This window comes from Anoxybacillus sp. FSL W8-1294 (assembly GCF_037965005.1).
GTDB lineage: Bacteria > Bacillota > Bacilli > Bacillales > Anoxybacillaceae > Anoxybacillus > Anoxybacillus flavithermus_G.
This window is the reverse complement of record NZ_CP150179.1, coordinates 288,346-313,872: the sequence shown is the minus strand read 5'-3', so window position 1 is coordinate 313,872 and position 25,527 is coordinate 288,346. Positions and strand designations below refer to the sequence as shown.

22 protein-coding genes and 3 pseudogenes are annotated in these 25,527 nt (G+C 41.7%); 6 read left to right on the top strand and 19 right to left on the bottom strand.

Features of this window, described 5'->3' with window-relative positions:
• Positions 1 to 175: 175 nt before the first annotated feature.
• Entirely contained in the window at positions 176 to 1,462 is a 1,287-nt protein-coding gene (locus tag NSQ23_RS01740; protein WP_339172497.1) for an IS110 family transposase, read from the bottom strand.
• A gap of 457 nt (positions 1,463 to 1,919) precedes the next feature.
• On the opposite strand from NSQ23_RS01740, the gene NSQ23_RS01735 reads away from it, so the two are divergent.
• Positions 1,920 to 2,834, top strand: a complete 915-nt coding sequence (locus NSQ23_RS01735; RefSeq protein ID WP_339172494.1) for a tyrosine-type recombinase/integrase — start codon at positions 1,920 to 1,922, stop codon at positions 2,832 to 2,834.
• Positions 2,835 to 3,014: 180 nt separating this feature from the next.
• Here the strand turns inward: NSQ23_RS01735 and NSQ23_RS01730 are convergent, their stop codons facing one another.
• Positions 3,015 to 4,235, bottom strand: coding sequence for an IS110 family transposase (locus tag NSQ23_RS01730; RefSeq protein WP_021094661.1), 1,221 nt, complete (start codon positions 4,233 to 4,235; stop codon positions 3,015 to 3,017).
• Between the two features lie 472 nt (positions 4,236 to 4,707).
• Here NSQ23_RS01730 and NSQ23_RS01725 point away from each other — a divergent pair.
• A pseudogene (locus NSQ23_RS01725) lies at positions 4,708 to 5,526 on the top strand (IS630-like element ISBs2 family transposase); the annotation flags it as partial.
• Between the two features lie 386 nt (positions 5,527 to 5,912).
• On the opposite strand, the gene NSQ23_RS01720 reads toward NSQ23_RS01725, so the two are convergent.
• The 11 genes and pseudogenes from NSQ23_RS01720 to NSQ23_RS01670 form a co-directional block, all read right to left on the bottom strand.
• Positions 5,913 to 7,970, bottom strand: a complete 2,058-nt coding sequence (locus tag NSQ23_RS01720; RefSeq protein ID WP_339172491.1) for a hypothetical protein — start codon at positions 7,968 to 7,970, stop codon at positions 5,913 to 5,915.
• A gap of 50 nt (positions 7,971 to 8,020) precedes the next feature.
• Entirely contained in the window at positions 8,021 to 8,818 is a 798-nt protein-coding gene (locus NSQ23_RS01715; RefSeq protein ID WP_339172488.1) for a hypothetical protein, read from the bottom strand.
• Positions 8,819 to 8,918: 100 nt separating this feature from the next.
• Positions 8,919 to 9,911, bottom strand: a complete 993-nt coding sequence (locus tag NSQ23_RS01710; protein WP_339172486.1) for a copper amine oxidase N-terminal domain-containing protein — start codon at positions 9,909 to 9,911, stop codon at positions 8,919 to 8,921.
• A gap of 36 nt (positions 9,912 to 9,947) precedes the next feature.
• Positions 9,948 to 10,382: a hypothetical protein gene (locus NSQ23_RS01705; protein WP_339172483.1), complete on the bottom strand. Its 435-nt coding sequence runs from the start codon at positions 10,380 to 10,382 to the stop codon at positions 9,948 to 9,950.
• Positions 10,383 to 10,411: 29 nt separating this feature from the next.
• Positions 10,412 to 11,812 carry a 23S rRNA (uracil(1939)-C(5))-methyltransferase RlmD gene (gene rlmD / locus NSQ23_RS01700; protein ID WP_339172480.1) on the bottom strand — a complete coding sequence of 467 codons (1,401 nt, stop codon included), beginning with the start codon at positions 11,810 to 11,812 and terminating at the stop codon, positions 10,412 to 10,414.
• Positions 11,813 to 11,876: 64 nt separating this feature from the next.
• Positions 11,877 to 12,203 (bottom strand): annotated as a pseudogene (locus tag NSQ23_RS01695) (diacylglycerol kinase); the annotation flags it as partial.
• A gap of 82 nt (positions 12,204 to 12,285) precedes the next feature.
• Positions 12,286 to 13,197, bottom strand: a complete 912-nt coding sequence (locus tag NSQ23_RS01690) for a hypothetical protein (protein WP_339172478.1) — start codon at positions 13,195 to 13,197, stop codon at positions 12,286 to 12,288.
• A complete protein-coding gene (locus NSQ23_RS01685) occupies positions 13,194 to 14,264 on the bottom strand; it encodes a hypothetical protein (protein WP_192949547.1) in 1,071 nt (356 codons plus the stop codon). Before NSQ23_RS01685 ends, NSQ23_RS01690 begins: the two co-directional genes overlap by 4 nt.
• Entirely contained in the window at positions 14,261 to 14,713 is a 453-nt protein-coding gene (locus NSQ23_RS01680) for a hypothetical protein (protein WP_064214461.1), read from the bottom strand. The genes NSQ23_RS01685 and NSQ23_RS01680 overlap by 4 nt, the downstream gene beginning before the upstream one ends.
• Positions 14,710 to 15,273: a sigma-70 family RNA polymerase sigma factor gene (locus NSQ23_RS01675; protein WP_064214462.1), complete on the bottom strand. Its 564-nt coding sequence runs from the start codon at positions 15,271 to 15,273 to the stop codon at positions 14,710 to 14,712. Before NSQ23_RS01675 ends, NSQ23_RS01680 begins: the two co-directional genes overlap by 4 nt.
• A 634-nt stretch (positions 15,274 to 15,907) precedes the next feature.
• Positions 15,908 to 16,834: a diacylglycerol kinase gene (locus NSQ23_RS01670; RefSeq protein WP_004888827.1), complete on the bottom strand. Its 927-nt coding sequence runs from the start codon at positions 16,832 to 16,834 to the stop codon at positions 15,908 to 15,910.
• A 306-nt stretch (positions 16,835 to 17,140) separates the two neighbouring features.
• On the opposite strand from NSQ23_RS01670, the gene NSQ23_RS01665 reads away from it, so the two are divergent.
• The 4 genes from NSQ23_RS01665 to NSQ23_RS01650 all read left to right on the top strand — a co-directional run bounded on the left by NSQ23_RS01665 (position 17,141) and on the right by NSQ23_RS01650 (position 20,379).
• Positions 17,141 to 17,812, top strand: a complete 672-nt coding sequence (locus NSQ23_RS01665; RefSeq protein ID WP_064214464.1) for a response regulator transcription factor — start codon at positions 17,141 to 17,143, stop codon at positions 17,810 to 17,812.
• Entirely contained in the window at positions 17,802 to 19,175 is a 1,374-nt protein-coding gene (locus tag NSQ23_RS01660; RefSeq protein ID WP_004888826.1) for an ATP-binding protein, read from the top strand. Before NSQ23_RS01665 ends, NSQ23_RS01660 begins: the two co-directional genes overlap by 11 nt.
• Positions 19,176 to 19,262: 87 nt before the next feature.
• Positions 19,263 to 19,745, top strand: coding sequence for a hypothetical protein (locus NSQ23_RS01655; protein ID WP_339172471.1), 483 nt, complete (start codon positions 19,263 to 19,265; stop codon positions 19,743 to 19,745).
• 1 nt (position 19,746) lies between these two features.
• The gene (locus tag NSQ23_RS01650; protein WP_339172469.1) at positions 19,747 to 20,379 is read left to right on the top strand and encodes a PspA/IM30 family protein; all 633 of its coding nucleotides are present in this window, start codon (positions 19,747 to 19,749) and stop codon (positions 20,377 to 20,379) included.
• A 96-nt stretch (positions 20,380 to 20,475) separates the two neighbouring features.
• Here the strand turns inward: NSQ23_RS01650 and NSQ23_RS01645 are convergent, their stop codons facing one another.
• The 6 genes and pseudogenes from NSQ23_RS01645 to NSQ23_RS01620 form a co-directional block, all read right to left on the bottom strand.
• The gene (locus tag NSQ23_RS01645; RefSeq protein WP_339172466.1) at positions 20,476 to 20,655 is read right to left on the bottom strand and encodes a hypothetical protein; all 180 of its coding nucleotides are present in this window, start codon (positions 20,653 to 20,655) and stop codon (positions 20,476 to 20,478) included.
• A gap of 120 nt (positions 20,656 to 20,775) precedes the next feature.
• Positions 20,776 to 21,075 (bottom strand): cytochrome aa3 quinol oxidase subunit IV, encoded by a 300-nt coding sequence (gene qoxD / locus NSQ23_RS01640; protein WP_128999434.1) that lies wholly within the window; start codon positions 21,073 to 21,075, stop codon positions 20,776 to 20,778.
• Entirely contained in the window at positions 21,076 to 21,681 is a 606-nt protein-coding gene (gene qoxC / locus NSQ23_RS01635; RefSeq protein ID WP_339172464.1) for a cytochrome aa3 quinol oxidase subunit III, read from the bottom strand.
• The gene (qoxB, locus tag NSQ23_RS01630) at positions 21,671 to 23,647 is read right to left on the bottom strand and encodes a cytochrome aa3 quinol oxidase subunit I (protein ID WP_339172462.1); all 1,977 of its coding nucleotides are present in this window, start codon (positions 23,645 to 23,647) and stop codon (positions 21,671 to 21,673) included. The genes qoxC and qoxB overlap by 11 nt, the downstream gene beginning before the upstream one ends.
• Positions 23,637 to 24,602 carry a cytochrome aa3 quinol oxidase subunit II gene (gene qoxA / locus NSQ23_RS01625; RefSeq protein WP_339172460.1) on the bottom strand — a complete coding sequence of 322 codons (966 nt, stop codon included), beginning with the start codon at positions 24,600 to 24,602 and terminating at the stop codon, positions 23,637 to 23,639. The genes qoxB and qoxA overlap by 11 nt, the downstream gene beginning before the upstream one ends.
• 409 nt (positions 24,603 to 25,011) lie before the next feature.
• Positions 25,012 to 25,524, bottom strand: a pseudogene (locus NSQ23_RS01620) (aldehyde dehydrogenase family protein); the annotation flags it as partial.
• Between the last annotated feature and the right edge of the window lie 3 nt (positions 25,525 to 25,527).

Below are 25,527 nucleotides of genomic sequence, written 5' to 3'. Positions count from 1 at the left end.
CGAACCCTCCCATGTCTCTGGGCATCCTTGTGCCAACATTCCTTCGTTCGGTCTCTTCACCAGGCAGAGGCCGGCTAAGCTCCCTTAGGGACTCTCGGTCGAATGGATGAAATCGTGCCAGCTTCTCCGTGTCATCTGGTTGTTCAAACAAGATTTATTTCCAAAAGGGATGGCTCTAAGCTGCGTGGGCTTGAGTATGAGTATGGGAGATATCCCGTATCATTCGTTCCCCATCAAATGCTTGTTGTTTCACACAAACGGCATAGAGAATTTTCAATAACTTTCCACACAACACAACGATCGATTGTTTCTTACGCAACGGGTTGATGGGACGTGTCGTATAGTATTCATGCAAAGCGCGAAACGCTTCGTTATGACGAATGAGAGGCATCATCACCCGAAAGAGGAGGGCGCGTAACCGTTTTCGTCCTCTTTTCGAGATACGCTTTTGTCCCTTGTGCTGCCCAGATGAGTTTTCTTTCAAAGTTAAGCCCGCTAATTTCATGAGTTGTCGCGGATCTTGGTACTGATGAAAACTCCCGATTTCCGACAATAGTTCCACAATTGTCGCATCGCCAAGCCCAGGGATCGTTTGAAGCCATTCATACTCCACCGTCGTTTGTGCAAGGGCGATTAACTGTTCCGTGAGCGCTGCGATTTCCTGTTCCAATTGACGATATCGGCGGACCAACGTGGCGATTTCGATACGGGCCATCTGTTGTCCTTGAGTGATGCCAATCGACTGACTGGAAACCTCTAACAGCTTTTGAATTTTCGGTTTTTGCGGACATTTGAGCCCTTCACTTTGTCGATATCGCTCGATCAACTCCTCGACCGTCTGATCAACGATTTCATTCGGAAATGGTGTTTTTTCTAATACAGCCAAAGCGATTTTTCCGAATGATGGAAATACTTGCGTAAACTCAGGAAAGTAACGATCTGTCCATCGAATCATTTGATTATGAACAGCATTGCGTTCCGTGATCAAGGATTCCCGAAACGTACTTCCTGCCCGCAATTCTGCTTCCACTTCGTGGAGAATACGTGGGTAGCTGAAACGTCCATCTTTGACTAGTTTGGCAATGGTTCGGGCGTCTTTTGCATCATGTTTCGTTGGCAAGTTGTCATCGAGTTCTTTTGATCGTTTCACGTGCATCGGATTGACCATCACCAATGGGATCCCTTTTTCCTCGAGGAAATAGGCGAGGTTCAACCAGTAATGCCCGGTCGGCTCGATGCCAACGATGACTTCTGTCTTGCCAAACACTTTTTTCGCTTCTTCGATGGATGCGTAAAATTGTTCGAATCCGATTCGAGATTGAAGAACGGGAAACGGCTTTTTCAGTTCCCTACCACGCTCATCCACCATCGCTGCATAATGTTTGTGTTTCGCGATATCCATGCCGATGACTAATGTTTGTTCGGTGACTTGTTCAATTTTGAGATTTCGTGTACAATTCACTGTATAGTCCTCCTTGGTCTGATGATAGGTGATTGTTGGTACCCCTGCATCATACCAAGAGGGCTTTTTTCTTTCAAGTCCCCGAAAACCTTTCTAACAGGAATGCTCCCTTTTCTAACTATGGAATCGGGGGATGATTAAAAAAGTAAAGAACCATGATAGGTACTATTTAGACAAATCACTTTATGAGCCCCCCTACCACATAGCAAATTATATCAATTGTTTTTTTATAATTCAATAAATTTACATTATTTTTTACAATTATTCACCACATAATTTCCCTACTTTATCTTTCATTCTACTTTTTATGCGATTAAACTAATCATATAATTCACATTATATGTCTAACAATTGATTCTTTTTTATGATATACTCGTCATATAATATTATTTTTTCAATCGATTTTTTGCTCTTCGAACCCTTTTAAACTCGTCGTATAAGTGAAAGGATGAAAAAGATGCTGCACGAATATGAAACGTATTTGCAAGAGAAGGGATTTTCTCCTAACACCGTGATCTCCTATCTCAATGACGTGAATCAGTTTTTGAAAGACTTGCATCTTCGTCCAGGCGATTACGTTACGTCGGCCGACATTCGCAAATGGATTCAGCAAATGTTGAATCCGGTAGAAGGGAAACCGTTGGCTATCTCTACGATCAATCGCCGTCTGAATTCGCTGCGAAGCTTCTATGCGTGGGCGGTGGAACACCATAAGATTGAACAGAACCCAATGAAAGACATCCAGGATTTAAAATCAGCCGATGAAGATAACGAAAAAATCATGTGGCTCACAGAAGAAGAATTCGAGGACTTATTGCATCGGATGCGGAAAAAACCGGTGCAAAGCCGGGGAGTCGATCCTGAAGAGAAATATCGTCGGGACCGTGCAGTGGTGTACCTGCTTACCTATGCAGGATTGCGAGTAGAGGAGTTATCAAACTTAAAATTGACGGACTTAGATTTAGAGATGAAACGAATTCGGATCGTGGGGAAGGGAATGAAGGTCCGGACCGTACCGATCTCAAACATCCTACTGGCGGAACTTGAGGATTGGCTGAAGTTTCGTGCGGAAATGGCGAAAAAGAAACCGCATATGGCCGCATCGCCATACGTCTTTTACAGCCAACGCTCGCCGAAGTTTTCGGTCCGAGGCATTCAGCGAATGATCGAAAGCTACAGCCTGCCGAATAAAAAATTAACTCCACATATGTTCCGACATACGTTTTGCAAGTGGATGCTAAAGGCGACGAACAACGATATCGAGAAAGTGCGGCGGCTTGCCGGTCACAGCAATATCGCCACGACGTCCAGATACTTAAAAGATAGCTACAGCGATCTCGCTGATGCGGTAGAGGCGCTACCAAAGTTCTAACAATATGGATTAGCTTGTTAACAAACTAAGCCTCAAGTGTTTCCTTGAGGCTCTTTTTAGTGTGCCTGACATGGGTGTATCTATCCTGAAAACAAAATTTGGCAAAAAACAACCCCCACCTAGCCTTTGGAATATAATTTCCAAAGGAAGGTATTAAAGTTTATATATGGTTTAATTCCCTTATGCACCCACTTTTTCTAACTTCACTTCGTACCCTAACCCCTCTAATTTCTTCACCGTTTGACGCACGATCTTTGCTTCCCGTTGACGATCCCAATAGTCTGCCCCTAATTCTTTATACGGTTCCTTCCGAGTTAACAGGTAATAGATGATTTCTAATATCGTTCGTCCAACTGCCATACTCGCTCGATTCGCCCCTCTTCTTGCGGCTATGCGGTGATATTTCGCGGATAAATACGTATCCTTCTTTCTCGCGGCGGCACGGGCACATTCTACTAAACACGCTCTCAGCTTCTTGTTCCCTTTCCTCGTTCGGCTTGATAACCGTTTCCCCGCACTCTCGTAGTTTCCTGGTGCCATGCCTGCCCACGATGCCAGATGGCTCGCTGATGCAAAGCGACTCATATCGGTTCCGATTTCCGCCAAAATTTGTTCCGCACTTTGCCGCCCGACTCCCGGAATCGTATCTAAGAGCTCCAGCGCTTCTTCAAAAGGGCGCGTTCTCTCCTCGATCTCCTGATCTAATCGCGCAATCGCTTCATCTAGGTATTCCACATGCCGCCATTGTTCGGCTAACATCATCCGTTGATGAGGGCCGATTACCCCGTGTAATGCGCGCTGGAGTTCTTCCACTTTTTGTTTCAATTTCCCTTTTGCGAGCTGAGCGATGACCATCGGATCGTTTTTCCCTTCGATCAACGCACGAATCATTTTTCGTGCCGATGCCCCATTGATATCGGAAACAACGGACGACAACTTGATGTTCGCTCCTTCCAATACTTTTTGAATCCGATTCAATTCCCGCGCTCTTTCTTCGATCAAACTGCGACGATATCGAACGAGTTCTCGCAGTTCTCGTTGGGCTCGGTCCGGAATATAACTTCCTTTCAACAATCCATGGCGAAGCAAGTTGGCGATCCACTCGGCATCCTTCATATCCGTCTTCCGTCCAGGAACCGCTTTAATATGCCGGGCATTGACGACAAGCGTTTCGATTTGTTCGAGTTCGAGCAAATTGTACAACGGTTTCCAGTACACGCTTGTCGATTCCATCGCCACGTGCGTCACCCCTTTTTCTTTCAACCAGTTCACAAACTCCAGCAATTCATCGGTCATGGTACCGAATGTTCGTATTTCTTTTCCTTCAGGGGTGATGGTACAAGCGGTAATGGATTTTTTATGCACGTCTACTCCACAACAACGTTCATATAATACCTTCATCGCTTTCCCTCCCTGCTTCATTTCATCTTCAGCTGGTGCAGTAGCCTATGACGAAGCATTCTATCCTGCGTGCTTCCCAACTCGGGAGCGACATTCCGTGGTGCACCAGGCTACTGGGGTCCGTCTATCTTTCGGACTCTTGCGTACCATAGATACATCGACCTCATGACCCCAGCTGCAAGGAGATATTTCGACAATATTCGTTTTCATCCTTCCGATGGTGCCGAATTTTTTTCGGCATGGGGGTCTATCTTCGGTTCGTAGCTCAATACTGAGTTTATCTTATTTTGTATGGTTCTTCTTTGTTCTTCATTAATAGTGATACCATTTTTTTTAAGTTCTTCAAAAAAGTCCACCTGGCCTATCATAGTAAACCTCCCCCAAAAAGTGTTCATTGAAAAATTAGAACAATAGTACTATTCCCGAAACTATTATACACAATGTATTTTGTTTATTGCAAAATAGAAGTACAGCCCCACGTCGATTGACCCCTGAGCAGGAAAAAGAGCTGGCTTTGATCATTGAACATCAGCTCCCCGTAGATGTGGGATTCGAAGCAAAATATAATTGGACGCTTGCGATAATCGCTGAACTCATTCAACAAAAGTGGGGGCCAACATACACGCTTCGCGGAACAAGTGACATTCTGCATCGGTTAGGGCTAAGCTATACGAAACCGACCTATACACTAGCCAATGCCGATGAAGAGAAACAGAAAGAATTCGTCGAAATCACCTTCCCTGAAGTAAAAAAAAAACTGGTAGATGGGAACATCGCCCATGTCCTCTTTCAAGATGAGTCGATGATTCGTGATTACCAAGCGATTCAAAAAACATGGTTTGTCAAAGGAAAACAACGAATCATTCCGACGTTTGGAAAACATCAAGGGCTGAAGCTGATTGGCACGTTGAACTACGAAACAGGGGAAGTGTTTTGCATCGAAGAAGAACGCTATGACGCGGAAACATTTCTTCGATTTCTTCAACTTGTGTTAGAACGCTATCCCACAGGCAAAATAGTGATGATTTTAGATAACGCTCGAATTCACCATGCCAAACTCATTCAGCCATTTTTAAAAGAACACGAAGATCGGTTAGAGCTCGTCTTTTTGCCACCATACAGTCCGCAATTGAACTTGATTGAAGGGCTATGGAAATGGCTGAAATCAGACGTGATTTACAACGTGTTCTATTCGAGTGTGCAAGAAATTAGAAAGAATGTCCAAGCCTTTATTCAGCGAATCAACCAGAAACCAGAACAAACGATCGATCGTTTGTGTGTTCAGTTGTAAATCTTTAATTCAACTTATATAGAAACACTCAACCTCGTCCACACATCCTCTCCTTTCATCATCGCCATAGGCATCCTATTTTTTTCCCTACACGATCTTATACTAAAAACAAAAGCAAAATATGAAACGAAAGGAGTTGTATTTTTTAGAAACGCAAAGATAAACAATAAGTAACATGCACTGCATTAACAAAAAGATATTAAGCAAATAATAAATAATTAATAACAAACAAGCGATTACGTAATGATTAATAAAATATTAACAAATTAAAGACCACTAATAAATAACTAATAAAAAATTAATTAATATTTATTAAATAACGAATGGCAACGTATAGTAAAAATAATGAGAAGATAACAAGGAATTAATAAATAACTAACAAACAATTAGCAAAAGACAATCAAGCAAAAAAGAAAGACAAGCATGTTTTTATTAACAGGAGGTTTATCATACGTTCCATAGAAAGGCATTGTATCTACCTGCAATACATAAGTTCCGTTTTTCGCACGTTCGTTGACATAGATTTCTCTCGATGTTTTAATATTGAACGCACTACGCTCTGGCAACTCATACGTGATTTCTTGATCGTCCCAATCCCCCGACACTCTCGTTGGCGTTAGATTGTATCGAAACTTTTCCCCATTTCTATCTGAATATGGCATCGTCAATGTCACGACACGCGGCATGTCGTTTCTGCTCCAAGAAGGCGTAACGCTCAATCCACTACAATCGTTTTGCCACGGTCTTGGTGCTCTCGATCTTGTCGTCGTCACATATTCCACTACAATTTTCAACTCAAAACCATAACCAGCACGAACTTTTGCAATTCCACCATTCAATACGTCAACCCATTCTTGCCCTTCGTCTTTTGTCACCTTACTCTTGAACCAAATGTGTTTCACTCGATACGTTTCATAATGCGAAACATCTTCCGTCCAAGATCGTGTCCATTTCGTTACGCAATAACTACTCCAATATCCATCATGCCAACGAACACGTCTTCCTCTATTATCATACTCCCACCATCCTGGCACCCAATAATATTCTCTCTCTCCATACCACTCATATAGATAGTATCTCGTTGTCCAATCGTTTCTAGTGTGCGTCAAACGACATTCAGCGACAGGTGTCTCGTTTCTTTCTACTAAAATGCTGTTTTTCGCAATATTGTCCGCATACGGATCAGCGCCGCTACTCAAATACTCAACCCATCTTCTTGTCGGATTTGGATAGTTTACTTCGACATAAAACGTTTCATTACCAACAGAAAGTGGAACATCTGAAACATGGACGGAATGTGTGATCGTTTTGTTTGCTGGAACTACTACCGTTCCTCGATGCAATACCGTTCCTTGTTTATAGATAACAAACGGAATGTCTTTTGTTTGTCCTTCCTTATTGTAGTTCGTTACATCAAACGAGAACGAGAGTGATTCTCTTGACGAATTTGTGCCATATGGCAATTTCACCGTTTGCGGCTTCACTAAAAGATTTTTTACACTAATGTTTATGTCTGAACAAATTCTTCTTTCGATCGGTCCATCATTTGAAAAGTCTGTACTTTGACCATTTCTTCTATGTTTTTCATTCAAGACAAATCTTGTGAAGATGCATGGACCCCTAGCCGTAATCGCATTCGGAACTTCAATGGTCACGACATCTCCCGACCTTCTCAACGTCCTTGTTGCTCGTTGATCTGCCAATCCTCTTTCCGTAGAAACTAAATCACTTACTAACACGTCAATAGAAGCAAATGGATTTCTGCTTGGGTTGTTGGGATTGCCAACAGGAACATTTCCTTTAAATTTCTTTACAAAATAACGGAGAGTATATGTGCGTCCTGGGACGACATCTGTCGTAACTTGTCGCGTCACCATGTCAATCAACTCGACACGATTGACAAGACCAATGTCCTCTTGTTCGACATTAAAGATAAACTCTGTCTTGTCGTCTCCCCGAAAAATGTTGTCACCTTTTTCAAAGAAACCAATCGGAATATCTGCTGCAACCAAAAACTTTTTCCGCACATGGAGCGGAACAGTATACTCCCACTTAAACTCAACCGTTTCTCTGTAGTTGATTACACTTTTAGGAGAAGTTGGTCTAGCCCCTTCCGAATCTTCAAAAACAACCGAATACTCATTGAATTTCAACGCCTGTTCATCAAACGCATACATATGATCTAGCGTGATCGGTTGATGTTTCGTGTTTCGATTTGCCCCTGTTTTCATATTTTTCACTTTAGCTGTAAATACATATGTTTGACCTCTTGATACCTTTCCATACAACATCTTTCTCGTTTCCTTAATATCATTGTCGTTGTTTGGATTTCGTTTAGACCACGCAATTAATGTTAAATCGTCAACTCCGTCTCCATTTGTGTCTTTCTTCAAGTACACATTAAATTCAACAAGACGAAGATTCGGTTTGACAGGTTTTTTCATAACAAACGAAACATATCGCAAACTGCCATCAGGCCGCTTATGCCATCCCGTCACAATACCCGTAGAAATGTCGGGATTCGAACGAACAGAAAAAACTTTCGCATAAAACTCTGCATTTTGTTGAAGTGTTCGGTTAGGATGAATGAGTCCTGGATTCGCTGGCAAAAGTTTTTCTTTGATCCATTTGATTTTTTTTCTCGTTCTATATCATATCTCGTTTCTTCAATATACTCCGACACTTCATTAAGCGTCTGCCAATTTCTTTTGTACCATTGCGTATTCTGAACGGTATAATCATCTGGGAAAAAAGGATTGTCCACAGGTTCTCCATCTGGCGTATATCCTAAATAACGCCATTCGTAATATTTCCCTTTATACGGACCAACTGTAATCAATGTCGTTCCCGAATTGTTCCCCATAAACTGACGAGTTCGAGGGTCTTGACGTCCTTTTTTTAAGTTACAGTCCGAACTGCTGACCAAATAAGCTCCATTACATCCTAATTCTTCTTGATTGTTTTCTAACATATTCTTCATATTCATATCGTCTGCTTTTGGATTTTTTCTTGGCACAATGGAATACCAATGGAACTCATTCCAATGAAATTCCTCCCAAAACTTTTTATTGCCTCCGTAAAACCGATATTGCGGACTTTGTCTCCCATCTTTTGTTCGATAATTGGGGTTGAACGTGATATACGCTGGTGCATCTAATGTACTTGATCGTTCGTCGTAGTGGTAGATGGTTTTTTCATCTTCCCCGAAACCAGATGCAAATGAATCATCATAATTCGAAAAGTAAAAACTAAAAAAAAGGAAGCTAGCTAATAAAAACTTTCTTTTTGCCATCCCATCACCTCACCTAACCTAAAAAATTTTAAATATTATACAAAAAAAAACGAAAAATAATAAAAAATAAAAAAAGAAGGGAAATCTTCCCTTCTTTTGATTACTTCAAAAATTTCACCTTAATGATAACTTGTTCTCTAGGGTTTGAAATTGTCACCATTCGATCTCCCATCCGCAATGGTTTATCTAAATATTGATCCACATCCTTTCCAGAATAGCCCTTTTCTAATATTTCATAAAGCCCTGGAATTTCATAAAATTTCAAGACCTCCTTCATAATGAACGGAGTTTTATAAAACTCTGGATTCCAACGATTTCCGTTCCAACGACTAATCACAATCTTCAAATCTACACCTGGAATACCCGTATCTTCACTTACCCCAAAAGACCACGGGGCTGAAGAACCTTTCCCGAACGGGCTGTAAACAGCCGCCTTGCTAGTATCATCATATCTAAAGAATCCCAACTCCCGATCTAAAATTTCCATGTTTTTGATCGGGTCTTTCGTCATTTTTGACTGAATTTTTGGCGGTGTCCATGTCTTTAAAAATTCTTGTTTTGCCTTTTCATCGGGATCAGTCACAGGTTTTGTTGGTGTTGCTGGCTTTGTCGTTTGCTTTGGCAATTGTCCAACATATACAACAGTTCTCCCATTTACACGCTTCACTTCAAGTGGGTACTTCATTTCATCACGAAGAAATTGTGCTGGAACGTAAAACACGCCATTTCGAATTTGTGATGCATGACTTGTCGGATATTTGACCCCTTTTTCTGTTTTCCACACCAAGTAACGCGCTTTTCCATTTATGACCGCGTGAGATTTTCCTGCTTGAAATTTAATGGTCGTTTTATCTTTTAACCGAACCGTAGCCGTCAATGTGCTTTTGTCATAAGACATCGTTCCTCCCATACGTGTAACCACCGCTTTTAGCGGAACATATGCCGATTGCTGAATCATGTACGGCTTGCCTTCTTTCGCAGGAACGGCCTTGTTATTCACGTAAAGCGTTGGAGTGTTGGCAGACGCATAAGCGAGCGGGAAAAAGAGCACAATGGCTAGTAAAGTCATCACTACATACTTTACTTTATTCATAAACATTCCTCCTCTGTTTGTGATATCCATATAAAATTATAGGGCAAGTTCCACTATTTTCAAATACCCTAAATTTCTCAAAAAATCGATCAACAATTCCTCGCTTTTTTCAATGTAACTATGTAAATTCCTAATAAACTCGTTCCTCCCTTCCCCGCTCCACCCCTTATTATTACGTCCCCATTTATTTACATTTGAAATAAACTCGTTCATTCCTCCCCCGATTTTTGCGATTTTTTTCTCCGTTTTTTTCCCGATTTTTTCCTTAAAATCATCCCACTTTATTTCGATTTTTGGAAAAAGAAAAAGGGAAGAATGGATGATTTCTCCCGCTTCTTCCCTCTTGTTTTTCTCTCCTCTTGATCCTTTTTCCCTTGATCTCTCAATGATTCTCCTTCTTCTTTTCTCCCCCTCTTTTCCAAATGAGGAGCGGGAAAAGAATGATTTCTTTTTCCAGTAAATATCATCCAAATTCCGACTTTATTTCTCATGATGAACGATTATTTTTTCAGTGGAACGAGTTTATTTTGAGTGTACAATTTCAAGGTTAGTTTCGCCACACACTCCACATGATTCGTATGCGGAAACATGTCGACCGGCTGCACTTCGAGTGTCTTATACCCGCCGTCTTCGAGGATGCGCAAATCTCGTGCGAGTGTGGCCGGGTTGCAGGATACGTACACCACCCGCTTTGGCTTCATGGCGATAATCGTTTGCAGCAAGGATTCATCGCAGCCTTTGCGCGGTGGGTCGACGACAATGCAGTCCGCTTTTACTCCTTGCTCGTACCATTTCGGAATGACGACTTCGGCCTCTCCGACCGCAAATTCCACATTCGTCATTCCGTTTAATGCAGCGTTTCTTTTTGCGTCCTCAATCGCTTCTGGAACGACTTCGACACCGTACACTTTTTTTGCTTTTTTCGCCAAGAAGAGAGAAATTGTTCCAATGCCGCAGTAAGCGTCAATGACGGTTTCTTCACCTGTTAACTCCGCATATTCGAGCGCCTTTTCATACAGCACTTTCGTCTGTTCCGGGTTCACCTGATAGAAGGAACGGGCCGAGATCGCGAATTGAATGTCACCGATGTAATCGTAAATGTATTCGGCTCCCCACAATACTTTCGTCTCGTCACCCATAATGACATTCGTCTTTTTCGGGTTAATGTTTTGAATAATCGACTTCACATTTGGTACCGTTTCAATAATTTCTTGAACGATTTTCTTTTTATGCGGCAACTCCTCGGTGCGTGTAATCAAAACGACCATCACTTCTTTCGTCGTTGCCCCGTAGCGAGCCATTATGTGACGGAGAGTACCTTTATGCATTTGTTCGTTGTAGGCTGGGATGTTATACTTCTCGCAAATTTGTTTGACCGTTTGCACGACGATATCGTTCATTTCTTGCTGGATCAAACAGGTGTCCATATCGATAATGTCGTGGCTTCTTTCTTTGTAAAAACCTGCGACAAGTCCGCCTTCGCGCTCACCGACGGGCACTTGCGCCTTATTGCGATAGCGCCACGGATTGCTCATGCCAAGCACAGGATGAACAATGACATTTTCAATCTTCCCGATGCGCGCAAGCACTTCTTTCACATGCTTGTGCTTTGCCTTTAGCTGTCCTTCATAGCTTAAATGCTGAAGCTGGCATCCGCCGCATTGTTTATAAATCGGACACGGTGCCTCTACGCGATCTGCGCTTGGCTCATATAATTCAATTAAACGACCGTAGCCGTAGCCTTTTTTTACTTTAATGACTTTAATTTTCGCTTTCTCTCCTGGGAGCCCGTTCGCGACAAAAATCGGAAAGCCATCGATTTTTGCCACGCCTGCACCGTCGTGTGTTAAGTCTTCAAATACGACATCATAATATTCGTTTTTTGCCACTGGTGCTTCCATGTTTCTTTCTCCTTCCGCAAAATGCTGTCAAGATTTTAGCATAATCGAACAAAAAAGAACAGGATTACTCCCCTGTTCTCATTTGTTCAGCTTTTTCTTTTGGAACAAATACGTTGATATGACGATACAAATTGACAAACTCACCTGGAAGCATTCCGCCATACTCGCCGTCTAAATTGAGTTGCATATTTTCTTCCGTATATACTTTGACTCGATTTGCTTTCGTGTAAATGATGTGCGGATCGTGAATATGCTCACCGCGTAGAGCCAGCGTCGCAATTTTAATAAACTCTGCTAAGTTCGTTTCTTTTAAAATAATTAAATCAAACATGCCATCATTTAATGATGAATCAGGTGCTAGTTTTTCAAAACCACCGACCGAGAAGGAAAGATGTTATAGCTGAAATATTATATCAAAAACGGACAAAAGTTTTCATTAAAAATACGCTGACACCTCGGTGGTTCTTAGTTACTTAATTTGACACATGCACCGCTGCATGCTGTGAATCAAAAACATAAATATGATGAGTTCCGTCCCCTAATTGAACCTTGCCTTTAAACGTTTGCTCCGGCAACGTTTTTTCTGTCTCTCCGCTTTCTCTTTGCCACGCGATATTTCCGTCTTCTAAACTCTCACGCGTCACAGCTGTTACGAGAATATCTGTATTTTTATCAAGGCTAATCTGAACATCCTCCGCTTTTGAAACAGTCCAATTGGCGGCAAGCTTCCGCGGATAAAGAAGCACTGAATTATAGTTCCCGCGTACTTCGAGAGAAAGATGCTGCGGAATAACGACAGTCGGGGTCATCGCGTTCACCGTATGAAACAGTCCTTCCTTCCGCGGCATTTCTTTTATAGTAATATACATCGTATCCCCGACAATATTCATCGCTACATAATCTTCCTGCTTTTTGATGTCGCTGGCTGAAAGAGATTGGTATGTTCCAAAGATTTGAATTTCACCGTTGCTGCCTCCTTCAATCACAATCGGTTGGCTCCCTGTTTGTAAGACAATTCTCTTCATCTCAGGCGAAACAGACTGCCGGACATTCGGCAGGTGAAAGACTTTCGTTTCTGCACTAACGACCGTGCGAATTTCTTGCCATATTCCTGTTGATGAAAGCAATACAAATAAAACGGCTACCGAACCGAGCACCCCGATAAAGATGATGCTCAAAAAATCATATTTGATCAATGTATTTTCCTGCTTCGAAAAATAAAGATACACAAGAATTTCAACGCCAAGCAACACTAAGAGAAACGGCCACCAGCTCGCAAAAATGTCTGCAGCTCCCATTCCTTCCCATTGAGAAATAAACAACACGATGCCAAGCAAAATAAGAGAGGCTCCCATTGATACCGTCCCAACGCGCCATTTTCTCATTTCGTCCCCTCCTTCTTCTCTTTACTGCCTAAAAGCAGCTTGAAGCCGCCGCCAATTAACAAAATGCAAACGATCGTTGTTTGGAAAAATTGATTGTACCAGTAATAAATATCGATTTGTAATAGCTTTGATAGATGCGAAGCAAATGCTGGAAGCAGGATGCTGTCAAGCAAATAATAAAGACCTAACAACAATAATCCGAATCCAACCCATCTTTGATGATTGATAAAGTAGGAAACGATCGGCTGATCCTCAAGCTCTTCTTTGCCATACTTCGACGCCTTCTGCAATGCGTCAAAAAAGCTGTAAAACCAAATGAGCGGAATAAGGAAGAAAAAGGCAGACAGTCTTAACACATCCATCACATAAATCGCCAGCAAAAAGGCGGCCATTAACTGCAAGCCTCTGCGCTGTAATCCTAGGTACATATGACCCGCACCCGGAAAAATCGAAAGGAGAGTCGCAAGTGTTTTGCTTTTCCTTCCATCCTCGCGTTTCGCTTCAAAATCTTCGAAAATCGTTCGATCGACCAGTGACTCGCCGTTTTGTTTTCGATTGAGCTGTTGAACAACATCAAACATGTTGTAAATCCAAACAATCGGCAAAATTCCTAAAAAAACTAAGAAACTGCCTTCATGCAGCAATACCGTTACAAAAAATATCATGATCATAAGCCCAAAGAAGCTGATTAATAACGTTAACCCTCGGTTCATCAAGCCGAGCCGGAAATGCCCGAGCCCGGGAATGAAGGAAAGAAGAATCGTGTAAAACTTCTCGTTGTCCTGATTTGCCTGTAAAACCTCTCCTTGGACAAGTGTATGCTCCGGCTGTCTTTTGATGAGTGTAAGAATCATATCTAAAATACTGACCAACCAAATCAATAAAGAAAAGAGGACGATCGCCAACGGTTCACTACTATATGTCAGAAAGACAAGACCGACCGCGAGCACAATCGGCGCAAAAAAGGAAAAGCTATAAAACACTCCCCTTGCTTTTTTATTTAAATAAAAATGCCCAACACCAGGGATAAATGATAAAAAGAACGCAACTAACGAATTTTTGTTCATCGATTATTCACTTCCTCCTTTTGATTTACCTTTAGCCAATCGAGAAATGATAATGTTTTATCCATCCATTGTTCCGTATAGGCCGGCCTGTTTTCTGATAAATCTGTTCCAACAACGCCGACATTTGTGACTAATTGAAAAATTCCCGAAGACATAAACCCAATCGTAATCGCAGCGGCAATTCCGTAATGAAGCAATTTTTGCTTCGTCTGTGTCTGCTTCGTACGCTTTGGCTTTTTATATTGTTCAACTTGTGCAAGGATGACATCGGCTGAAACAGCTTCATCGGAAGGATTCGGCAAGTCGGAAGCATTTTCTTCAATGAGCTCCATATATACCGCTAAGCATTGATCACAACTATAAAGGTGGCTCTCCATTTCCTCTCTTTTTTCCTCTGGCAGTACATCACAAATGAACTGCCGCCATTCTTCGTTCGTGTAATGACTCATTGAAAATCCTCCTCCCTCCAATGCTTTCTTAGCCAGCTGCGTGCTCTGTAAAGCTTTGTCTCGACCGTTTTCACTTCGACATTTTGTTCTTTCGCAATTTGTTGATACGATTTTTCATCTATGTAATAAGCGTAAATAACATCTCGATAGTTAAGCGGAATTTCCTCAAGACGTTGGCGGATTCGCTCTCGCTCCTCTTTTTTCATAACCGAAACCTCAACCCTTTCATCGGCTTCGGCCTCAATGGATTCCATTACTTCTTCAAGCTGCCGCTGCATTTTCCGCTTGACATCAATCGCGTAGTTCACAGCAATGCGCGTCATCCATGTTTTAAAGCCTTGTGACTGATATCGGGGGAGTGAAAGATAAATCCGCACAAATACTTCCTGCGTAACATCCTCGGCATCTTTTTCGTTGCGAATAATCGAGTACACCGTTTTAAATAAATAATTGCGGTATTTCTCGATTAACAGGCGAAATGCATGCTCGTCTCCTTTCCTTGCTTTCGCGATTAATGCTTCGTCCTGAATCTCACTCTCCCCCTTTCTATCTGTCTTCACTTATATAGACGAAATCATTAGCCGTTTGCCCTACACTTTTTTGTAATTTTTTTCGTGTCAGTTTTTGTGAAATAAAAAAACGCCTAGGAAACAGGCGCCCCAACTTTTTCTCCTTAAAACCAAACCAATCGTCCGTTCAGTAAAAATAGCGAATAAGAGACTGAATCCAAATAGTATGCTTCCAGCAATGAGAAAGCTATGAATATAACTTTCTAATATGATATGATAACGCTCCGTACTCGCTCCGCCTTGCTTTGCTACCCATGAGTCTGCCAAGGACGTTCCAAAATCAACACTAAAAAAATGAGAACCAATCCAACAACTCCTATTACGGTTACAAAAAAACCGGTCCATTTTAACTGATTCTCCGTCATTTAATCCCTCCAATAAACAAATTTAGATAAGAGTTAGAAGCCCTCCTCACAAAAATATGTAATCGTCGTAAGGATTTATGAAAACAATCATCTATTTTATGGAATCCATGTTTGTAAACTTAATTCTAATGTTGTCATAGAAAATCCTTCTTGTTTTAAGAGAAAAACATGATTCACCAATAATGGATGATGACGATTGCTTGCAACCTTCCGCAAAATGCTGTCAAGATTTTAGCATAATCGAACAAAAAAGAACAGGATTACTCCCCTGTTCTCATTTGTTCAGCTTTTTCTTTTGGAACAAATACGTTGATATGACGATACAAATTGACAAACTCACCTGGAAGCATTCCGCCATACTCGCCGTCTAAATTGAGTTGCATATTTTCTTCCGTATATACTTTGACTCGATTTGCTTTCGTGTAAATGATGTGCGGATCGTGAATATGCTCACCGCGTAGAGCCAGCGTCGCAATTTTAATAAACTCTGCTAAGTTCGTTTCTTTTAAAATAATTAAATCAAACATGCCATCATTTAATGATGAATCAGGTGCTAGTTTTTCAAAACCACCGACCGAGTTCGTCAGCGAAACGAGAAACAGCATGACAGCCCCTTCAAACATTTTTCCATCGTACTCGATTTTGACATGGACAGGGTGCAAGGAAGGAAGCATTTCAATTCCTTTTAAATAATAGGCGAGTTGACCAAGCATTGTTTTTAATTTGCTTGGCACTTCGTACGTTAACTCCGTCAAACGTCCGCCACCAGCAATGTTAACAAAATAATGCGTCTTTCCTTCGTTCGTTACCGCTCCAATATCAATCGGCACCGCTTCTCCGTGAATGATCACATCACATGCTCCTTCTATGGAGCGTGGCACACCGATCGCGCGGGCAAAATCGTTCGTCGTACCGACTGGAATAATGCCGAGGTTCGGGCGATACGCTGCATCAGCTAGCCCGTTGACGACTTCGTTAATCGTGCCATCTCCACCAGCAGCAATAACAAGGTCAAATTCGCGTTCGACCGCTTTTCTCGCCGCCTCTGTCGCATCCCCTGCCCCTGTTGTCGCATGACATGACGTTTCATATCCTGCTTGTTCTAACCGAATCAGTACATCAGGCAAATGCTTTTTAAATACTTCCCTTCCCGACGTCGGATTATAAATAATACGTGCTCGTTTCATCCCCATCATCCTATTTATTTTATTTTTCCACCATTTAACATCATACCAAATTTTCACAACCATTGCAACGAACAAAAGAAAGCCGACTCAACGGAGCCAGCTTACTTGAACATTTCATACCAAATTTTTATCACAGTCGCTACGATTAATACAAGCAAAATGTATTCGAGCACTTTTGTATTTAAGTTTGTAGAAAATAATGACTCCTCGCTTTTCCTAATCACTTCTGTTTTTCTGATCTCATTTCTTCATTTTCACTCATTTTTCATCAACATTTGATATCATGAAAGAAAAAAGGTGATGAGGATGAAAGTGTTGCTTGCTGAAGACGATATATATTTAGGTGAACTCATTGTCCATTTATTGAAGAAAAAAGGAGTCGAACATATTGACTGGGTGCAAGAAGGAGAGGACGCTTACGATTATGCCCTCGCTTCGTTTTATGATGTGATCATTTTAGATTGGATGTTGCCAAATAGCGATGGGGTGAGCGTATGTCAACGTTTAAGAAAACATGGTTATCACGGAGCGATTTTAATGTTAACCGCAAAAGATGCGGTTCAAGATCGCGTTGAAGGACTGGAAGCCGGAGCGGACGATTATTTAGTGAAACCGTTTGAAATCGACGAGCTTATGGCGCGGCTGAAAGCATTGTCTCGGCGCACGTTCGCACCGATTCAAGAAGAAATTGTTCGCTGGGGAGCGTTTGAAGTCAATCGTACAAGCCATACACTGTTGAAAGATGGTGAACAAATTATATTAACCCCACGTGAATTTCAACTACTTGATTTATTATTACAAAATAGAGGACGCGTTCTAACACGCGACATTATTCTTGATCGCATTTGGGGATACGATGCGGACGTATCGATGAAAACGATTGACGCAACCGTTAAGCTATTGCGTAAAAAAATTGGCGATGAACAACAACAACTCATTAAAACGGTACGCGGGGTGGGATATACCATTGAAAAATAGTATACGATCTTTGTTTCATCATTCCGATATGTTTCGCCGCACACAATCGCGATTAACTGCCACATATAGCGGTATTCTTATTGCTTTTTTAGCCATCTTTATCGCGGTTGTTTCTTTTCTTATTCATACCGTTATTACAAATGACCAAGAGCGACGCATTCGAACGCTCGCCGAACAAGAAGGCCAAACGATTGAAAACATGCTAAAAGAGCAATCGTTTATCGGGTGGTCTAGCGATCAAAACGTCATATTTTTAAGTGAAGATCAACTATTTTTTTACGTCATTGATACACGTGGACGATTGATGATGGGAGATGAAGTGAATAAAGGATTGCGACCGCTGCTCCTTTCGACGCTTCAACCGTGGACGCCAGAAAAAAACGAATTGAGATATGTCGAAGTCACGATCCCCCATCATCGCTATGAGTTAAAACGATTTCGTGCGGATGAATTAAAAATATTAACGGCTGCCCGACCAGTAATTGTTGACCGACAACTTATCGGCATTTTATACGTTGGGATGGATGCGACAAGCATGTTTCGCTTGCTCAAATGGTCGACATTTATTTTGCTTAGTCTAGGCGTCTTATTTATCGCTGTCGCTATTGCCTTTAGCTATTTCATGTCCAAACGAGCGCTCATCCCCATTCAAGATGCTTACAATCGGCAACGTCAATTTGTGGCAGATGCTTCCCATGAGTTGCGCACGCCGCTTAGCGTCATTTTTTCCTCTGTTGAAGCGTTAAAAATGGATACGTCATTAACATCCGATGAATTTAGCCGAAAAACGATCGAACGTCTAGGGGATGAAACGAAACGAATGACAAAGCTCATTAATAACCTTCTCACCCTTGCGCGTACAGACGATGCAAAGCTACAAATTGAAAGAAAACCGTTTGAACTACGTGCATGTGCAGAACGTACGTTACAGTCGTTACAAGAGCTTGCAAATAAAAAGAACATTACGCTTCAGTTTCATGCGTCTGAACAAATTGAATTTGTTGGAGACGAGGACAAATGTACACAACTGTTGTACATTTTGCTTGATAATGCCATCAAATATACACCTGAAGGCGGAACAGTTTCCTTATCGTTAGCTCAACACGTAATAAAACAACGAAAAGTAGTAACCATCTCTGTGGCTGATACAGGTATTGGAATTGCTCCTGAGCATCTTCCCCGCATTTTTGACCGATTTTATCGTGCAGACAAAGCGCGGACACGACAAATTGGCGGACACGGACTTGGGCTTTCCATCGCAAAATGGATTGTCGAAGCACATGAAGGAAACATTCACGTAGAGAGCGAAGTTGGCAAAGGAACGACATTCACGATCACTTTTCCAAATGATAAACGTGCATAAATATGTTGCACGTTTTTTTCTTTTTCACCTAATTTTCTCTTTTCTCTTGTACAATTCAAACTGTAAATAACGAAGGAGGTGATAGATGTGAAAAAACGAACGGTTTTCTTCTTGATCGGTGGACTAGTTGTCATCGCCGTATTCGCGCACATCGCTACTTATTTCATGCACATCGGTTGGAGCGGACGAATGCCAGCAGAACACATAATGGGAATGGGTAAACATCATCGCGCGTTCGGTCATCACGGTCCACAAATGATGCGACCACACGGCATGCCAATGTTCGGATGGATTCCTTTCCTTCTTCAGCTGGCATTAGTCATCATCGGATGGATCGTTTGGAAAACGACGCGCGGTGGTGGGAAGTGGATTGGCGGTGCGCTGATGGCAATTGGGCTCATTGCGCTTTTACCAAAAGCGTTGCTCGCCGTCTTAGCGATCATTGCAGCGTACGTTTTACTAAAAAACAAAACAAAGCCGACACCTGAATTTGCACCATTTGTCTCACCTATTCAAAACGATAGCTTTTTAGATGAATGGGAAAAAACAATCCAAAAGGAGGAAAAGTGATATGGGCATTTTTAAACGCGTAAAACATGTCGTTCTTGCCGACATACATGACATCATTGACAAATGCGAAGATCCGATTCGCATGACGAAACAGTACATTCGTGAATTAGAAGAACAGCTTGAACAAGCGCAACAAGCATTGGCACAACAGTTTGTGCTAGAACAAAAATATGAGCGTCTCATCGCAGATGCAGAAGAAATGATCGCAAAGCGGGCTCGCCAAGCAAAATTAGCTGTAGAAAAAAATGAAGAGCCAATCGCAAAAATGGCCCTTCAAGAAAAAATCGCCTATGAAAAAAAATTAGAGCTATATACGCAACAATACAACACATTAAAAGAAAAAACAACCGTTTTAACGGAAAAAGTGAAACAATTGTACGAAACGTACGAGCAATTAAAATTGAAACAAATGCAATTAATGACGCGCTTTTATGTCGCTGAAACGATGAAACAAATGGATGAGGCGATCACATCTTTCCGTTACGATCATATCGTAAAAGGCTTCGCACGTATGGAAGAAAAAGTAATGTTACTTGAAGCAGAAGCAAAAGCTCGCTCAGCCATTCAAACGTTGCCCCCTCAATCGTTTGATGCGGAAGTCGAGCAACAATTGAAACAATTAAAAGGTGAGTAATACAAAAGGTGTCCCTATCCGGACACCTTTTGTATATGTTATGTCGTCCATTCATCATGAATGATGCCGACAAGTTTCCATTGACCGTTTTCTTGTTCAATAAACAGCATGACACAAAACGAGAAAAAATTGAATGAGCAATAACATAAGCAAATCTACTTGTCGAATGTTTAAAGCCATCACCATTAACGTGCTACCGACACCAATCACTGCTAAAATTGAACCAATGGTGTAATTAACAAACAACTTTCTCAACATTTCTTCATACGTACGCACACCCGTCCCTCCTCCCTATTCTTTTCCCGTTATAACAAGAATGGTAGAAAATATGGAAGTACACGTGTATATACATGTTTACAGGTATAAAAAAACAACTGGATTGTAACCAGTTGTTTTTTAGTGCGCCGCATGACCAGATGTTAACACCCAAATGGATCCTGCGACAATGACGATCGCAACAAACGCTGAATATGCCATATTAATAACGTTCGTTTTTCTGTCTTCGCCTTCCGTTACGTGCATAAACATAAATAGTTGCAGTCCGGCTTGAATGACCGCGAGTGAGCCAATGATCCACATCACAATTGTATATGATACGTTCATTTTCAACGCAACAAATACGGCGACAAACGTTAAAACTAACGAAAGCAAAAATCCAACAACGTGACTAACGGGATATTTACTTTTATGTTCCATTTACGCCACCATCCCTTTTAAATAGACGAACGTAAAAATAAAGATCCAAACGACATCAAGGAAATGCCAATATAAGCTAATAATAAACATTTTTCTCGCCGTAACTGGCGTCAATCCGCGTTGGAGCAACTGGATGATAAGCATGATTGCCCAAATGATCCCGAATGTAACGTGCGCTCCGTGTGTGCCAAGCAAAACGAAAAAGCTTGATAAGAACGCGCTCGTTTGCATCGTTGCTCCTTCGTGCACGTAACGAATAAACTCACGAATTTCCATAAATAAAAATCCTGCCCCTAATAAAAGGGTAATGACGAACCAAACGAGCATTTGCTTCATATTACGTTGTCGCATAAAAAAGACCGCTAACCCGCATGTGAAACTACTTGTCAACAACAGCAACGTTTGAATGAGAACATCATTCAGCTTAAAAATATCGCTTGGCGTTGGGCCACCGGCATAGCGGTTACCTAACACACCATATACAGCAAACAACGTCGCAAATAATACAATTTCTGCGCCAAGGAAAATCCAAAATCCTAAAATGTTGAGACGGTTTTGTTCCGTCTGATATTCGAGCGGAAGCGAATGATTGACGTTAGCCGACATGGTTTTCCGTCCCCCCTTCTACATTTCTCCACGTGCGCTCTGTTTGTTTAATTTCATCGACGCTTACATAATAACCGTCATTGTAATCGAACGAACGGATAATAAGCCCAATAACAATCCCAATTGCCGCAACAGCTGCCGCGATATGCGCCTCAAAGACGAGGAAGAAACCTGTAATTCCAAACACAACCCCCATATAAAACGGCAATCCGGAGTTGCTCGGCATATGAATTTTCTTTATGTCGCTTTCTTTTAATGTGAGCGTTTCACCGCGCTTTTTCATATGCCAAAACGCGTCTAACTGTTTCACCTCTGGGACGACCGCAAAGTTATAAAACTGCACTGGTGATGCTGTCATCCACTCGAGCGTACGCGCATCCCACGGATCGTGGGAAACATTTCGTTTCGCATAACGGAAGCTCCAATAAATGTTATAACAAAATACCGCAAAACCGATCGCTAAAATGATTGAACCGATCGCAGATACGAGGAAAAGCGGCGCAAAGCCTGATTCTGCTGAATACGTATACGCACGACGAACCGCCCCTTTTAAACCAAGGAAAAACATCGGCATAAATGTGACGTTAAATCCGATCGTAAACAACCAGAAATGATATTTTCCAAGTTTCTCGTTTAACATAAAACCAAACATTTTTGGCCACCAATAATACAATCCTGCAAACACCGCAAACACGACACCTGGAATTAACACGTAATGGAAGTGTGCGACTAAAAACAATGTGTTGTGATACTGATAGTCTGCAGCTGCCATCGCCAACATGACCCCCGTCACGCCACCGATGACGAAGTTTGGCACAAAGGCAAGCGCCCATAACATCGCTGTTGTAAATTGAATGCGTCCTTTTCGCATCGTAAATAGCCAGTTGAAAATTTTCACTCCGGTTGGAACAGCAATTAACATCGTTGTAATCGAGAAGAACGAGTTTACCGCAGGACCTGCATCCATCGTGTAAAAATGGTGTACCCATACGATCATACTTAAAAACGCAATACCAACGATCGAAATGACCATCGACGTATATCCGTACAACGTTTTTCGTGAAAATGTCGCAATGACTTCAGAGAAAATACCAAAAGCAGGCAAAATAACAATATATACTTCTGGATGACCCCAAAGCCAGAATAAGTTTGCCCAAAGCATATCACTTCCGCCTGAAGAAAGTGTAAAGAAATGTGTTCCATACAAGCGGTCAAACGTCATTAATGCTAAAGCGACTGTGAAAATTGGAAAAGCCGCTACGATAATGATTGACGTAATCAACGTCGTCCACGTAAACATCGGCATTTTCATTAACGTCATGCCCGGTGCACGCATTTTTAAAATCGTGACGATAAAATTAATACCAGTCATTAACGTCCCAAGACCTGCAATTTGTAACGCAATCGCATAGTAGTTATTCCCGATGCCTGGGCTAAATTCTTTTCCTGCAAGTGGGAAGTATGATGTCCACCCTGCATCTGGTGACCCTCCAACAACGAACGAAATGTTAAATAACATCGCCCCGCTAAAAAACAACCAAAAGCTAAGTGCGTTCAATTGTGGAAAGGCAACATCGCGCGCACCGATTTGCAACGGAACGACGACGTTCATTAAACCGATCAAAAACGGCATCGCCATAAACAAAATCATAATGACGCCATGGGTTGTAAAAATTTCATTGTAATGTTGGGCATCTAAAAAGTTCATTTCCGGCCGAGCCGTTTGCGCCTTCATTAACAACCCGTCCATGCCACCACGGAAAAACATCAATACACCTGATAAAATGTACATAATCCCGATCTTTTTATGGTCGACGGTCGTTAACCATTCACGCCATAACCAACCCCATTTTTTAAAGTACGTTAAGCCAACGACAATCGCAACGACAGTCAGTACAATCGCAATTTGTGAACCAACAAGAAGCGGGTCTCCCCCAACAAATATTTCATTCCACTTAATGCCCATGATGTTCACCTCCGCTATGGCTTTCAGAAGCTTGTTGCTCATCATCTGTCACATTTGATGTATGTCGATCATTTTCGTCAAAAATTTTTCCTTGGTATCCATGCCCACGATATAATTCTGGATTTGTGTACGTCTTTGAATGCGGATCAGCATGGTTTACCCATTGTAAATGTGTATCAACAAACGTCAATCGTCCTAAATGGGTTGGCAATAACAGCTCTTCATATTTTTCTTTCGTTAATTTCGGTGCCGTTTGTTTTACTTCTTGTACCCATTTGTCAAACTCTTTTGGCGTTTGCGCTAAAACTTCAAATTGCATATGCGCATACCCACGTCCATTAAAGTTTGTATTTCTTCCTTCGTACGAACCAGGACGTTCCGCAACAACGTACAATTCTGTCTCCATTTTGTTCATCGTATATTTTTGTCCCGCTAACGCAGGCACCCAAAATGACTGCATAGTCGATGCGGAAGTCATTTTAAATAGCACGAGACGATTGACAGGAATATTGACGTAGTTCACTGTTTCAATATTTTGCTCTGGGTAGCTAAAAATCCATTTCCAATCCGCTGATGTCACGTGAATAACAAGCGGATCTTGATCTTCGTACCCCTTCGGAGGCTTTTCTAAATCATATAATGTTCTCACAGTTGGGATCGTTAACGCAACAACGATTAAAATCGGAATTACCGTCCATACAATTTCAAGCACCGTACTTCCGTGTTCTTCAGGCGGCTCCTCCCCTTGACGCTCAGGTCGATCTCGATATTTCCACACAATATAAGCAAACAAAGCAAAGACAACGACAACAACAAGAAGCATCCACCAAATCGACCAGTTAATCAATTCCATAATGCTTCGTGCCGCTGGTCCTTGCGGTTGAAACACAACCATCTCACAGCCCCCAAGAAGCGGAAGCAGTCCCGCAATTAAGAAGACAAATAAACGCTTCATCATTTTTCACCTCAACAAAATTGTGATTCATTGAACAAGGAAGTAAATACGAAACGAGCGACATTTATTTAGCTTTGTAGTATTAGCACTATCGAAATGATTTTAACATGTATTGTAGAAATAATTGTGACGAAAAAAGTAAGGAAGAAACTGCATTGAGGGGAAAACAAAAAGCAAAATCATTGACAAAAAGAAAAACACTTTTCTCGACATCAAAAATCGTGCGAGAAAAGCGCCATCTTTTATATAATACATGGAAATACAAAAAGAAATAGGTTGTCTGCATGAAAACTTGTCACATTTTCGTCAAATTTTTTTCGTAATTTGTTCAAATTTATTTCCAAAAACAAAAAATACCCATGAAAAATACTTTTTCATCTCAATAGTTTCCGCACCCATTTGAGCGCATTTGGCTAACGTCTACTCCTCCCTCTACAACAGCAACATACTCCTCTGGAAACGCTTCTGAAATGATTGTTTTCAGCAATGCCGACATTTCTGGCGTATATTCAGACGGCTTCACTACCGCACAATTTCCTGCCGCAATCGCGCCGATAAGTGGACTGATCGCAAGCTGAAACGGATAGTTCCACGGCGCAATGATTAGGCTTACTCCATATGGCTCTGGATATACGTAGCTTTTCGAACCAAAGTGCGTCAACGGTGTCGGCACACGTTGTGGCTTCATCCAATCGCTCAGTCGCTTCGTGATAAAGCGAATCTCTTCATAAACGATACCGATTTCTGTTGTATACGCTTCAAACGGTGATTTATTCAGTTCTTTCGCTAATGTATCGATAATCGCTTGTTCGTGCGCTTGAATCACCTCTTTCAAACGCGCAAGCTGTGCAAGCCGAAAAGACAACGAAAGCGTCGCCCCTGTACGAAAATACCGCTTCTGTTTTTGTAGAAGATCATTCATATC